Genomic DNA, 12,573 nt, shown 5'->3' with positions numbered 1-12,573 from the left:
TCGTCGCGATCCTCGACACCAACTGCGACCCCGACGAGGTCGACTACAAGATCCCGGGCAACGACGACGCGATCCGCTCCGTCACCCTGCTGACCCGCGTGATCGCCGACGCCGTCGCGGAGGGCCTCAAGGCCCGTGCCGGTGTCGCCAAGGGCGACACCAAGGCCGACCCGGGTGCCGACCAGCCGCTGGCCGACTGGGAGAAGGACATCCTCGAGGGCCAGAAGGCCGACGAGGCTCCCGCTGCCGACGCTGCTGCCGAGGCCCCCGCCGAGGCTCCGGCCGACGAGGCCCCCGCTGCCGAGGTCGAGGCCCCGGCCGCTGAGGCTCCGGCCGCCGAGGTCGAGGCTCCGGCCGCCGAGGCCGAGCAGGCCTGACGTACCAAGGGTGAGGGGCACCCGCCGGGTACGACACCGGTAGGTGCCCCTCTCTCCCGTGCCGGGGCCGAACCATCAGCCCCGGCGCCACCCCACGCAGACACGCGAGACGTGAGAAGAGATCACACCATGGCGAACTTCACCGCCGCGGACGTCAAGAAGCTCCGTGAGCTCACCGGCGCCGGCATGATGGACTGCAAGAAGGCCCTGGACGAGGCCGAGGGCGATGTCCAGAAGGCCCAGGAGCTGCTCCGCATCAAGGGCCAGAAGGGTGTTGCCAAGCGCGAGGGCCGCGACGCCTCCAACGGCGCCCTGACCGTCGTCCTTGAGGGCGGCAACTCCGGTGTCCTGGTCGAGCTGAACTGCGAGACGGACTTCGTCGCCAAGGGTGACAAGTTCGTCGTCGTCGCCGACGCGATCGCCAAGCACGTCGCCGCGGCCGCGCCGGCGGACCTCGAGGCCGCCCTGGCGTCCGAGATCGAGCCCGGCAAGACCGTCCAGCAGTTCGTGGACGAGGCCAACGCCAACCTGGGTGAGAAGATCGTCTTCAAGCGCTTCGCCCAGTTCGCCGGTGACGGTTTCGTCGCCGCCTACATGCACCGCACCTCTCCGGACCTGCCGCCGCAGGTCGGCGTCCTGGTCGAGCTCGACAAGGAGAACGCCGAGGTCGCGAAGGACGTCGCGCAGCACATCGCCGCGTTCGCACCGAAGTACCTCTCCCGCGAGGAGATCCCGGCCGACGACATCGAGAACGAGCGTCGCGTCGCCGAGGCCACCGCGCGCGAGGAGGGCAAGCCCGAGGCTGCGCTCCCGCGGATCGTCGAGGGCCGCGTGACCGGCTTCGTCAAGGAGAACGCCGTGCTGGAGCAGGCGTTCGCCAAGGACAGCAAGAAGACCGTCGCCAAGGTTCTCGAGGAGAACGGCGTCTCCCTCAAGCGCTTCGTCCGCTTCCGCGTCGGCGCCTGAGACCCGTTCCCCGTCGCTTCCGGCCTAAGGTAGGAAGCGCCGCGCGTCGCAGACGCGGCAGGAACGCGCCGAGCGGGCTCTCCAGCACCCCACGGGGGGCGCGTCGGCACCATGAACGACGAGGAGGCCATTGCCGTGCAGGACACCGTACCGGTTCCCGCGGCAGTGGCCTCCTCGCGCGTACGCACAGGGTCGGGCACCGTACCCCCGGCGCTGTGAGCAGCACATGCAGCCCTGCGAGCCCGCAGGTGGAGAAGGAGAAGGCCATGCAGGAGACGCTGGAGACCGGCCGGGACACGCAGGAGGGTACGCGCCGCCGGGTGCTGCTGAAACTGTCGGGTGAGGCCTTCGCCGGCGGCGGCGGCCTGGGCGTGGACCCGGACGTGGTGCACAAGATCGCCCGTGAGATCGCCACCGTGGTCCGCTCCGGCACCGAGGTCGCCGTGGTGATCGGCGGCGGCAACTTCTTCCGCGGGGCGGAGCTGCAGGTCCGCGGGATGGACCGGGCCCGCTCCGACTACATGGGCATGCTCGGCACGGTGATGAACTGCCTGGCGCTGCAGGACTTCCTGATCAAGGAAGGCATCGAGACCCGGGTGCAGACCGCCATCACGATGGGCCAGGTCGCGGAGCCGTACCTGCCGCTGCGTGCGGTGCGGCACCTGGAGAAGGGCCGCGTCGTGATCTTCGGTGCGGGAATGGGCATGCCCTACTTCTCCACCGACACGACGGCGGTGCAGCGTGCGCTGGAGGTCCACGCCGAGGTCCTGCTGATGGGCAAGAACGGCGTCGACGGCGTCTACGACGCGGACCCGCGCACCAACCCGGCGGCAGTCCGGTTCGACTCGCTGGACTACACCGAGGTGATCTCCCGCGACCTCAAGGTGGCGGACCTGACCGCTATCACCCTGTGCAAGGACAACGCCCTGCCGATCCTGGTCTTCGAGCTGCTGGCCGAGGGCAATATCGCCCGGGCCGTGAATGGTGAGAAGATCGGCACACTCATCAGCCAGGACTCGGCCCGGCCCTGAGCAGCAATCAGCCGTCCGGGGCACCGGTACGGGACTACAGCAGATGAACCGGACAGGGAGCAGACAGTGATCGAAGAGACCCTCCTCGAGGCCGAGGAGAAGATGGAGAAGGCCGTCGCGGTCGCCAAGGACGACTTCGCCGCGATCCGTACCGGCCGTGCCCACCCGGCGATGTTCAACAAGATCGTGGCCGAGTACTACGGTGCCCTGACGCCGATCAACCAGCTCGCCTCGTTCTCCGTGCCGGAGCCCCGCATGGCGGTGATCACGCCGTTCGACAAGAGCGCGCTGCGGAACATCGAGATCGCCATCCGCGACTCCGACCTGGGCGTGAACCCGTCGAACGACGGTTCCCTCATCCGCGTCGTCTTCCCGCAGCTGACGGAGGAGCGCCGCAAGGAGTACATCAAGGTCGCGCGCGGCAAGGGCGAGGACGCCAAGGTCTCGATCCGCTCGGTGCGCCGCAAGGCCAAGGACGCCATCGACAAGCTCGTGAAGGACGGCGAGATCGGCGAGGACGACGGCCGCCGCGGCGAGAAGGAGCTCGACGACACGACGGCCCGTTACGTGGCCCAGGTCGACGAGCTGCTGAAGCACAAGGAAGCCGAGCTCCTCGAAGTCTGACGAACGACGCCCCGGACGTCCGCGCCACCGTGCACGGCCGACGGGGTCGATCTTGAAACGCTTGCCATCGAATTCTCTGCTGCGGGTGGCCCCCGCGTCGCCGGCACGGTGCGGCGCCGGTCGATCCGGCACCGAACGGGTCACTCGCAGCAGCCTGTGGTGTACCGAAGGGGCATCGCGGCACAGAATCGGACCATGCCCCGCGCCCAGGAGACACCCGTGGCCCCACCCGACCAGCAGCCCCGCAAGCAGCGCGGCGGCCGCAACCTTCCGGCCGCGATAGGCGTGGGGGTGGGGCTCGGGGCGGTGATCGTGGCCTCCCTGTTCGTGGTCAAGGTCCTCTTCCTGGTGGTCGTGATCGCTGCGGTGGCCGTCGGCGTGTGGGAGCTGAACTCCCGGCTGGCGGAGACCAAGGGCGTGCACGTGCCGCTGGCGCCGCTCGCCGCCGGTGCGGTGGCGATGCCGCTGGTCGGCTACCTGGCGGGTGCCGGATGGTCGGCGGCGGTGCTGGCGCTGACCGGGCTGGCCGTTCTCGTCCAGCGGATGAGCCGGCCGCCGGAGGACTACCTGCGGGACATAACGGCCGGGATCTTCACGGCGTTCTACGTGCCGTTCCTGGCGACCTTCGTGGCGCTCATGCTGGCCGCGGACGACGGTTCCTGGCGGATCCTGCTCTTCCTCGTCGTCACCATCTGCAGCGACACCGGCGCCTACGCGGTGGGCTACAAGTTCGGCCGCAACAAGCTGGCTCCCGCGATCAGCCCCGGCAAGACCCGTGAGGGCCTGGCGGGCGGCATCGCGTTCTCGATGGTCGCCGGCGCGCTGCTGATGGAGTTCGTCATCGACGACGGGGCCTGGTGGCAGGGCCTGATCCTCGGGGCGTGCGCGGCGGTCACGGCGACGCTGGGCGACCTCGCGGAGTCGATGATCAAGCGGGACATGGGCATCAAGGACATGGGCACGCTGCTGCCGGGCCACGGCGGCATCATGGACCGGCTGGACTCCCTGCTGCCGACCGCGCCCGTGGTCTGGCTGCTGCTGACGGCCTTCGTGGGCGGCTGACCCGCCTTCCGGCCGTGACGAAGGCCCCGGACGCCTGGCGTCCGGGGCCTTCGCGCATCTGCGACACTGGGTGGACCATGCCTAAGCCCGGAGAACTCACCTTCGTCGCGCCGCGCGGCGCCAAGCCCCCGCGACACCTTGCCGACCTCAGCCCCGCCGAGCGCAAGGAGGCCGTCGCCGAGCTGGGCGAGCAGCCGTTCCGCGCCAAGCAGCTGTCCAACCACTACTTCGGGCGGCTGTCGAGCGACCCGGAGACCTGGACGGACATTCCGGCGGCGAGCCGCGGGAAGCTGACCGAGGGCCTGCTGCCCGACCTGATGTCGGTCGTCCGGCACGTCTCGTGCGACGACGACGCCACCCGCAAGACGCTGTGGAAGCTCTTCGACGGCACGCTGGTCGAGTCGGTGCTCATGCGGTACCCGGACCGCGTGACGATGTGCATCAGCTCGCAGGCCGGCTGCGGCATGAACTGCCCGTTCTGCGCGACCGGCCAGGCGGGGCTGACCCGCAACCTGTCGACCGCGGAGATCGTGGAGCAGATCGCGGCAGGGATGCGCGACCTGAAGAGCGGTGCCGTCGCCGGGGGCGAGGCACGGCTGTCCAACGTGGTCTTCATGGGCATGGGTGAGCCGCTCGCCAACTACAACCGGGTGCTCGCCTCGATCCGGCGTCTGACGGACCCCGCGCCCGACGGCTTCGGCCTGTCGCAGCGCGGCATCACCGTGTCGACGGTCGGCCTCGTGCCGGCGATGCACCGGCTGGCGGACGAGGGGCTCAGCTGCCGTCTGGCGCTGTCGCTGCACGCGCCCGACGACGAGCTGCGCGACGAGCTGGTGCCGGTGAACACCCGGTGGAAGGTCGACGAGGTGCTGGACGCCGCGTGGAACTACGCGGAGAAGTCCGGCCGGCGGATCTCCATCGAGTACGCCCTGATCAAGGACATCAACGACCAGGCCTGGCGTGCCGACCTGCTCGGCCGTCTGATCAAGAACCACCGGGTGCACGTGAACCTGATCCCGCTGAACCCGACGCCGGGTTCGAAGTGGACGGCCTCGCGGCCCGAGGACGAGCGGGAGTTCGTCCGTCGGCTCCAGGCGCACGGTGTGCCGACGACCGTCCGTGACACCCGCGGGCAGGAGATCGACGGCGCCTGCGGCCAGCTCGCCGCGGCCGGCTGACCGCACCGCTGCGACACGCGCACAGGGCCGACCCCCTCAGGGGGGCCGGCCCTGTACGCGTCTCAGGCGAGTGCGGCGACGCCCAGCAGCGCGGTCAGCGCGCCGGTGCAGAGCAGGACGGCGCAGGCCGCCGCCACGCGCATCGCGGCGGCGCGCCGCAGGATCCCCGGTGCGGCGCCGAGCCGGACGAGCGCTTCGGTGCCGGGCAGGCGGGACGCCCGGATCTCCGCGGTGCGGGCGGCCGCGGCCCCGGCCGCGCAGCCGCCGACCAGGACGGCCCCGGCGACCGCCGGCAGGCCGGGGCCGTGCCCCTCGGCGAGGGCGGCGGCCAGGACGGCGACGGCGAGGGACACGACGGCCGGCGTGCCGCCGAGCCGCCGGGCCTCGGCGGCCAGCGACCGTCCGGCGAGCAGCCGGACCGTCCCGGGCCGGTGCACGGCGAGGAGCCGCCCGGCGAGGCCCATGAGCGGCGCGGTGAGCAGGAGCAGCCCGAGCGCGGTGATGGCCCATCCGGTCAGGGCGGCGGTGCCGACCGGTCCGAGGTGGGCGGGCAGGAGGACGGGGCGGCCGTCCTGTTCGGCGCCGGGGCGCAGCCCGTACAGCTCCAGGGCGGTGCCGACCAGGACGAACCCGACCGGCACCGCGATGCGGACGGTGTGGAAGGCCCGGGCGGGGGGGTCCGTGTCCTGGCCGGGGAGCGCCTCGGGGAGCCGGACGGCCGCGGCGGCGGCGCAGCCCGCGGCGAGCGGGACGAGGGCGAGCAGGGTCACCGGGGCGGCGGCCGGCAGCGGGATGCCCATGCCGATGTCGGAGGCCAGCCGGGGGCCGGCGACGTCGTTGCGCAGGATCAGGAAGACCAGCAGGGCGAGCAGGCTGCCGAGGGCCGTGGTGGCGGCCGTCTCGACGGCGAGCAGCAGCCGGATGCGGCGCGGGCCGAAGCCGGCGGCGGTGAGTCCGGCGATCCGCTCGGGATGCCGGGCGGGGACGGCGCGGGAGGTGGCGGCGCAGAGCCAGCCGAGGGCGGCCAGTGCGGGCAGACACCACAGCAGCCGGGGGACGGAGGCGGCGGCAGGTTCGCCGAGTGCCCGGCCCAGTGCGCGCAGCAGCAGGGCGGCGGTGACCGCGGCGACGGCGGCGGCGGGCAGCAGGCGGGCGAGGTCGGCGGCCCGGTAGTTCCTGGCCAGTCGGAGATGGAACACGACGTCCTTTCAGCGCGCGGCCGAGACGGCCGTGGAGCCGGTCTCGGACGGTGCGGCGGGGGCGGCGGTGAGCAGGCCGTCGACCAGCGTGAGGGTGCGGTCGGCCTGGCCCGCGGGTTCCGGGTCGTGGGTGGCGAGCACCAGGGTGAGCCGGTGCGAGCGGGCGGCGCTGGCCAGTATCCGCAGGACCTGTTCGCGCTCCTCGCGGTGCAGCGGGGCGCCGGGGTCGTCGGCGAGGACGACCGGGGGCAGGGGGGCGAGGGCACGGGCGACGGCGATGCGCTGGCGCTGGTTCTGGCGGAGTTCCGCGGGACGCAGGGCGGCGCAGTCGGCGACGTCGAGGCGGTCGAGCCATTCGGCGGCGGCCGTGTACGCGGTCTTGCGGCCGGTGCCGGCGAGCAGCAGGGGCAGCGCGACGTTCTCCCGGGCCGTCAGCTCGGGCACCAGGTGGGGCTCGGAGCCGACGTGGCCGAAGTGCCGCAGGCGCAGGCGCTCGCGGCGGGCCGGGGTGAGGTCGTGGACGGGGGTGCCGTTGAACCAGAGCTCGCCCTCGTCGACGGGCAGCCGGGCGGAGAGGCAGCCGAGGAGGGTGCTCTTGCCGGAGCCGCGGGTGCCGGTGACGGCGAGCACCTCGCCCTCCCGGACGCCGAGCGAGACCCCGCGCAGGGCGGGGGTGCCGTGGTGGGACTTGACGATCCCTCGGGCCCACAGCACGTCGTTGTCGGGCGGGGCCGCTGACATGGAGATCCATCCTGGGGGCTCTGCGGATATGACAGTCGTCAGATTAGAACGAACAGGTCGCGGTGCGGTTGCGGCACACTGGCTCATCCAGGGACAAATCGCCGTCATTCCGGCACGTGGAACGGCCGGGATACGGCGATCGGCGGGGTGCGGGCGCCCGGTGCGCCGGGCCGGAGCCGTGAGCGGGCCGGGGGCGGCCGAGGTCCGGGTACGCCGAAGGGCGGTCCCGGGGTGAGGTCCGGGACCGCCCTTCGGCGGAGGGTGGGACGGAAGGTCAGATCTTGGCCCACGCATCGGTGAGGCTGACCCGCAGGATCTGCTCGATCTCGTCGAAGGTCGACTGGTCGGAGATCAGCGGCGGGGCCAGCTGCACGACCGGGTCGCCACGGTCGTCGGCGCGGCAGTACAGGCCGTTCTCGAAGAGGGCCTTCGAGAGGAAGCCGTAGAGGACGCGCTCGATCTCGTCGTCGTTGAACGACTCCTTCGTGGTCTTGTCCTTCACGAGCTCGATGCCGTAGAAGTACCCGTTGCCGCGGACGTCGCCGACGATCGGCAGGTCGCGCAGCTTGTCGAGGGTGCCCAGGAACTTCGACTCGTTGTCGAGCACGTGCTGGTTGAGGCCCTCGCGCTCGAAGATGTCGAGGTTGGCCAGCGCCACGGCGGAGGAGACCGGGTGGCCGCCGAAGGTGTAGCCGTGGAGGAAGGTGTTGTCGCCCTTGTAGAACGGCTCGGCGATGCGGTCCGAGATCATGGTGGCGCCGATCGGGGAGTAGCCCGAGGTCATGCCCTTGGCGCAGGTGATCATGTCGGGCTGGTAGCCGAACTTGTCGGCGCCGAACATGGTGCCGAGGCGGCCGAAGGCGCAGATGACCTCGTCCGAGACGAGCAGCACGTCGTGGCGGTCGCAGATCTCGCGCAGGCGCTGGAAGTACCCGGGCGGCGGCGGGAAGCAGCCGCCGGCGTTCTGCACCGGCTCGACGAAGACGGCGGCGACGGTGTCCGCACCCTCGAAGAGGATGGCCTGCTCGACCTGGTCGGCGCACCAGCGGCCGTACGCCTCGGGGTCGACGGTGCCGTCCGGGCCCGCGAGGTACTCGGGGGCGCGGTAGATGTTGGTGTTGGGGGCCTTGTGGGTGCCGGGCACCAGCGGCTCGAACGGGGCCTTGAGGCCCGGCAGGCCGGTGATCGACAGCGCGCCCTGCGGGGTGCCGTGGTAGGCGACCGCGCGGGAGATGACCTTGTACTTGGTGGGCTTGCCGATCAGCTTGAAGTACTGCTTGGCGAGCTTCCACGCGGTCTCGACGGCCTCGCCGCCACCGGTGGAGAAGAAGACCTTGTTGAGGTCGCCGGGGGCGTAGTGCGCCAGGCGCTCGGCGAGCTCGACCGCCTTGGGGTGGGCGTAGCTCCACACCGGGAAGAAGGCGAGCTCCTTGGCCTGCTTGGCCGCGGCTTCCGCGAGCTCCTCGCGGCCGTGGCCGGCCTGCACCACGAAGAGGCCGGCGAGGCCGTCGAGGTACTTGCGGCCCTTGTCGTCCCAGACGTAGGTGCCCTGGCCGCGCACGATGGTCGGCACGGGGGAGTTCTCGTACGACGACATGCGGGTGAAGTGCATCCACAGGTGGTCGTAGGCGGTCTTGGAAAGGTCCTTCTGCGCCGGGTCGGCTGTCATCTGGTGCCCCAGGTGTAGGTCTGTTTCCGGAGCTTCAGATAAACGAAGCTCTCGGTGCTCCGCACGCCGGGAAGCGCGCGGATGCGCTTGTTGATCATTTCGAGCAGGTGCTCGTCGTCCTCGCACACCAGCTCCGCCAGGAGGTCGAAGGAGCCTGCGGTGCAGACCACGTAGTCGACCTCGTCGAGGGCGGCCAGGGCGTCGGCGACCGGCTCGATGTCGCCCTCGACCCGGATGCCCACCATGGCCTGGCGGGTGAACCCGACGGTGAGGGGATCGGTGACGGCGACGATCTGCATCACGCCCTGGTCGAGCAGCTTCTGGACGCGCTGCCGTACGGCTGCCTCGGACAGGCCCACGGCCTTGCCGATGGCGGCGTACGGGCGGCGCCCGTCCTCCTGGAGCTGTTCGATGATCGCCTTGGAGGCGGAGTCGAGGGGAACGCTGGCGTTCCGGTCGCGGTTGGCCACGTCGCCACTGTGCACGATCGCGGTCGGGGGCGCAACCCGAGGTGCTGCTGATTTCGTCGCGGTTTCCAAAATTGCATGCGGATTACGTCGTGTCTGAGCGGGCGACCTGTCGATAAGGTCGGTGCCCGGGTAGTCTTGGCGACGTACACGTGCAGGCCTGCGCACCCCGGGCGGACCACGGCCGCAGATGCCCGGCGCGCCGTCCGCCGGAGGTACCCTGGCGCCGGATTCCCTGCAACGGCGCAGGCCCAGACCGAGGAGAGACCCGTGAGCGAGCTTCGTACGCTGCGCAACCACATCAACGGCGAGTTCGTCGACGCGGCCGACGGCCGCACGCTCGACGTGACCGACCCGACGACCGGCGAGGTGTACGCGACCTCCCCGCTGTCCGGTGCCGCGGACGTCGACGCCGCGATGGCCGCCGCCGCCGAGGCCTTCCCGGTCTGGCGCGACGCGACCCCCTCCGTCCGGCAGAGGCTGCTGCTGAAGATCGCCGACGCGGTCGAGGCCCGCGCCGACGAGATCGTGGACGCCGAGGTGCGCAACACCGGCAAGCCGCGCGGGCTGACCCTCTCCGAGGAGATCGGCCCGATGGTCGACCAGCTCCGCTTCTTCGCCGGCGCCGCCCGCCTGCTGGAGGGCAAGGCCGCGGGCGAGTACATGGACGGCATGACCTCGATCGTGCGCCGCGAGCCGGTCGGCGTCTGTGCGCAGGTCGCCCCGTGGAACTACCCGATGATGATGGCGGTGTGGAAGTTCGCCCCGGCCATCGCCGCGGGCAACACCGTCGTGCTCAAGCCCTCCGACACCACCCCGGCCTCCACCGTGCTGCTCGCCGGGATCATCGGCGACATCCTGAAGGACATGGGGCTGCCGGCCGGCGTGTTCAACGTGATCTGCGGCGACCGCGAGACGGGCCGGCTGATGGTCGAGCACACCACCCCGGCGATGGCCTCGATCACCGGCTCCGTGCGGGCGGGCATCCAGGTCGCGGAGTCCGCGGCGAAGGACGTCAAGCGCGTCCACCTGGAGCTCGGCGGCAAGGCCCCGGTCGTGGTCTTCGAGGACGCCGACATCGACGAGGCCGTCGAGGGCATCTCGGTGGCGGGCTTCTTCAACGCCGGCCAGGACTGCACCGCCGCCACCCGCGTGCTGGTGCACGAGTCGATCCACGACGCGTTCGTGGCCGCGCTCGCCAAGGCCGCCGCCGACACGAAGACCGGCGGTGTCGACGACGAGGACGTGCTCTACGGCCCGCTCAACAACGCGAACCAGCTGAAGCAGGTCGTCGGCTTCGTCGACCGCCTCCCGGCGCACGCCAAGGTCGAGGCCGGCGGCCACCGGGTCGGCGAGGTCGGCTACTTCTACGCGCCGACCGTCGTCTCCGGCCTGAACCAGGACGACGAGATCATCCAGAACGAGGTCTTCGGCCCGGTCATCACCGTGCAGAAGTTCACCGACGAGGACCAGGCGGTCTCCTACGCCAACGGCGTCGAGTACGCGCTGGCCTCCTCGGTCTGGACGAAGGACCACGCCCGCGCCATGCGGATGTCGCGCCGTCTGGACTTCGGCTGCGTGTGGATCAACACGCACATCCCGCTGGTCGCCGAGATGCCGCACGGCGGCTTCAAGAAGTCCGGCTACGGCAAGGACCTCTCCTCGTACGGCTTCGAGGACTACACCCGCGTCAAGCACGTCATGACCGCGATCTGACGTCCCCGCAGGAACGACCGGAACGGCCGTACGGCGCTCGCCGCACGGCCGTTCCGGCGTCGCGGGCCAGGGTCCGCGGCGGCCCGCCGCGGGCCCCCGGCTTGGCAGGGTGTCACGACGACGCGCGGATGGCGTGACAGGGTGGAACTGCCCCCGGGCCGGGGTTCTCAATACGCTGGCGGCATGAGCATCCCCACCGCCGACTCAGCCGTCGGGCAGGCCGTCAAGGCAGCCGACCGCGCGCACGTCTTCCACTCGTGGTCCGCCCAGGCGCTGATCGACCCCCTCGCGGTGGCCGGTGCCGAGGGCTCCTACTTCTGGGACCACGACGGCAACCGCTACCTCGACTTCTCGTCGCAGCTGGTGAACACCAACATCGGCCACCAGCACCCGAAGGTGGTCGCCGCGATCCAGGAGCAGGCGGCGAAGCTCTGCACCATCGCGCCGGGCTTCGCGGTCGAGCCGCGCAGCGAGGCGGCGCGGCTGATCGCCGAGCGCACCCCGGGCGACCTCGACAAGATCTTCTTCACCAACGGCGGCGCCGAGGCCAACGAGAACGCCATCCGCATGGCGCGGCTGCACACGGGCCGGCAGAAGGTGCTCTCCACCTACCGCTCGTACCACGGCGCCACCGCCAACGCGATCGCGCTGACCGGCGACCCCCGTCGCTGGGCCAACGAGACGGGCGTCTCCGGCATCGTGCACTTCTGGGGCCCGTACGCCTACCGCTCGAACTTCCACGCCGAGAACGAGGCGCAGGAGGGCGAGCGGGCGCTGGCGCACCTGGAGCAGGTCATCGCCTTCGAGGGCCCGGGCACGGTCGCCGCGATCATCCTGGAGACGGTGGTCGGCACCGCGGGCGTCCTCGTGCCGCCGCCGGGCTACCTGGCCGGTGTCCGGGAGATCTGCGACCGCTACGGGATCGTGTTCATCCTGGACGAGGTCATGGCCGGCTTCGGCCGCACCGGTGCGTGGTTCGCCGCCGACAACTGGGGCATCACCCCCGACCTCCTCACCTTCGCCAAGGGCGTCAACTCCGGCTACGTGCCGCTGGGCGGCGTGGCCATCTCCGCCGAGATCGCCGCGACCTTCGCCGAGCGCCCCTTCCCCGGCGGCCTCACCTACTCCGGCCACCCGCTGGCCTGCGCGTCGGCCGTCGCCACCCTCACCGCGATGGAGGAGGAGGGCATCGTCGAGAACGCCCGGCACATCGGCGAGACGGTGCTCGGCCCCGGTCTGCGCGAGCTGGCGGAGCGTCACCCGTCGATCGGCGAGGTCCGCGGACTGGGCGTGTTCTGGGCGCTCGACCTGGTGAAGGACCGGGCCACCCGCGAGCCGCTCGTGCCGTACAACGCGGCGGGCGCCGCCAACGCGCCGATGGCCGAGCTGGCCGCGGCCTGCAAGCAGCGCGGGCTGTGGCCGTTCGTCAACATGAACCGCTTCCACGTGGTGCCGCCGTGCACCGTCACGGAGGAGGAGGCCAAGGCGGGCCTCGCCGTGCTCGACGAGGTGCTGACCCTCACGGACGCGCACACGGTCTGAC

Annotated in this window: 12 protein-coding genes; 8 read left to right on the top strand and 4 right to left on the bottom strand. The window is 71.4% G+C overall.

What is annotated here, in order from left to right:
• From SNE206_RS38085 to rlmN, 6 genes are all read left to right on the top strand, one after another.
• Positions 1-377 (top strand): 30S ribosomal protein S2 (locus SNE206_RS38085; RefSeq protein ID WP_407918174.1); only part of this gene is annotated, 377 nt, incomplete at its 5' end.
• A 129-nt stretch (positions 378-506) separates the two neighbouring features.
• Positions 507-1,343: a translation elongation factor Ts gene (gene tsf / locus SNE206_RS38080; protein ID WP_407918173.1), complete on the top strand. Its 837-nt coding sequence runs from the start codon at positions 507-509 to the stop codon at positions 1,341-1,343.
• 266 nt (positions 1,344-1,609) lie between these two features.
• Positions 1,610-2,374 (top strand): UMP kinase, encoded by a 765-nt coding sequence (gene pyrH, locus SNE206_RS38075; protein WP_407918176.1) that lies wholly within the window; start codon positions 1,610-1,612, stop codon positions 2,372-2,374.
• A gap of 66 nt (positions 2,375-2,440) precedes the next feature.
• The gene (frr, locus tag SNE206_RS38070; protein ID WP_407918172.1) at positions 2,441-2,998 is read left to right on the top strand and encodes a ribosome recycling factor; all 558 of its coding nucleotides are present in this window, start codon (positions 2,441-2,443) and stop codon (positions 2,996-2,998) included.
• A gap of 123 nt (positions 2,999-3,121) precedes the next feature.
• Entirely contained in the window at positions 3,122-4,060 is a 939-nt protein-coding gene (locus SNE206_RS38065) for a phosphatidate cytidylyltransferase (protein ID WP_407918175.1), read from the top strand.
• Positions 4,061-4,137: 77 nt separating this feature from the next.
• Positions 4,138-5,238: a 23S rRNA (adenine(2503)-C(2))-methyltransferase RlmN gene (rlmN, locus tag SNE206_RS38060; RefSeq protein ID WP_405011401.1), complete on the top strand. Its 1,101-nt coding sequence runs from the start codon at positions 4,138-4,140 to the stop codon at positions 5,236-5,238.
• A 62-nt stretch (positions 5,239-5,300) separates the two neighbouring features.
• Here rlmN and SNE206_RS38055 read toward each other — a convergent pair whose 3' ends face one another.
• From SNE206_RS38055 to SNE206_RS38040, 4 genes are all read right to left on the bottom strand, one after another.
• Positions 5,301-6,437, bottom strand: coding sequence for a hypothetical protein (locus SNE206_RS38055; protein ID WP_407918171.1), 1,137 nt, complete (start codon positions 6,435-6,437; stop codon positions 5,301-5,303).
• A 9-nt stretch (positions 6,438-6,446) separates the two neighbouring features.
• On the bottom strand, positions 6,447-7,178 hold the full coding sequence (locus SNE206_RS38050) for an ABC transporter ATP-binding protein (RefSeq protein WP_407918170.1): 732 nt from the start codon (positions 7,176-7,178) through the stop codon (positions 6,447-6,449).
• A 274-nt stretch (positions 7,179-7,452) separates the two neighbouring features.
• On the bottom strand, positions 7,453-8,847 hold the full coding sequence (locus SNE206_RS38045; RefSeq protein ID WP_407918169.1) for an aspartate aminotransferase family protein: 1,395 nt from the start codon (positions 8,845-8,847) through the stop codon (positions 7,453-7,455).
• Positions 8,844-9,317 carry an Lrp/AsnC family transcriptional regulator gene (locus SNE206_RS38040; RefSeq protein WP_405011397.1) on the bottom strand — a complete coding sequence of 158 codons (474 nt, stop codon included), beginning with the start codon at positions 9,315-9,317 and terminating at the stop codon, positions 8,844-8,846. Before SNE206_RS38040 ends, SNE206_RS38045 begins: the two co-directional genes overlap by 4 nt.
• Positions 9,318-9,584: 267 nt before the next feature.
• Between SNE206_RS38040 and SNE206_RS38035 the strand changes: the two genes are divergently transcribed.
• Positions 9,585-11,030, top strand: coding sequence for a gamma-aminobutyraldehyde dehydrogenase (locus SNE206_RS38035; protein ID WP_407918168.1), 1,446 nt, complete (start codon positions 9,585-9,587; stop codon positions 11,028-11,030).
• Between the two features lie 183 nt (positions 11,031-11,213).
• The gene (locus SNE206_RS38030; RefSeq protein ID WP_407918167.1) at positions 11,214-12,572 is read left to right on the top strand and encodes an aspartate aminotransferase family protein; all 1,359 of its coding nucleotides are present in this window, start codon (positions 11,214-11,216) and stop codon (positions 12,570-12,572) included.
• Position 12,573 lies beyond the last annotated feature (1 nt).

This window comes from Kitasatospora sp. NE20-6, from assembly GCF_045862635.1.
The sequence above is the reverse complement of the archived record's forward strand: the minus strand, read 5'-3'. Positions and strand labels throughout refer to the sequence as shown.

Coding starts and splice junctions, on each gene's coding strand:
- tsf (WP_407918173.1), top strand. CDS start 507: ATGGCGAACTTCACCGCCGCGGACGTCAAGAAGCTCCGTGAGCTCACC.
- pyrH (WP_407918176.1), top strand. CDS start 1,610: ATGCAGGAGACGCTGGAGACCGGCCGGGACACGCAGGAGGGTACGCGC.
- rlmN (WP_405011401.1), top strand. CDS start 4,138: ATGCCTAAGCCCGGAGAACTCACCTTCGTCGCGCCGCGCGGCGCCAAG.
- SNE206_RS38050 (WP_407918170.1), bottom strand. CDS start 7,178: ATGTCAGCGGCCCCGCCCGACAACGACGTGCTGTGGGCCCGAGGGATC.
- SNE206_RS38045 (WP_407918169.1), bottom strand. CDS start 8,847: ATGACAGCCGACCCGGCGCAGAAGGACCTTTCCAAGACCGCCTACGAC.
- SNE206_RS38030 (WP_407918167.1), top strand. CDS start 11,214: ATGAGCATCCCCACCGCCGACTCAGCCGTCGGGCAGGCCGTCAAGGCA.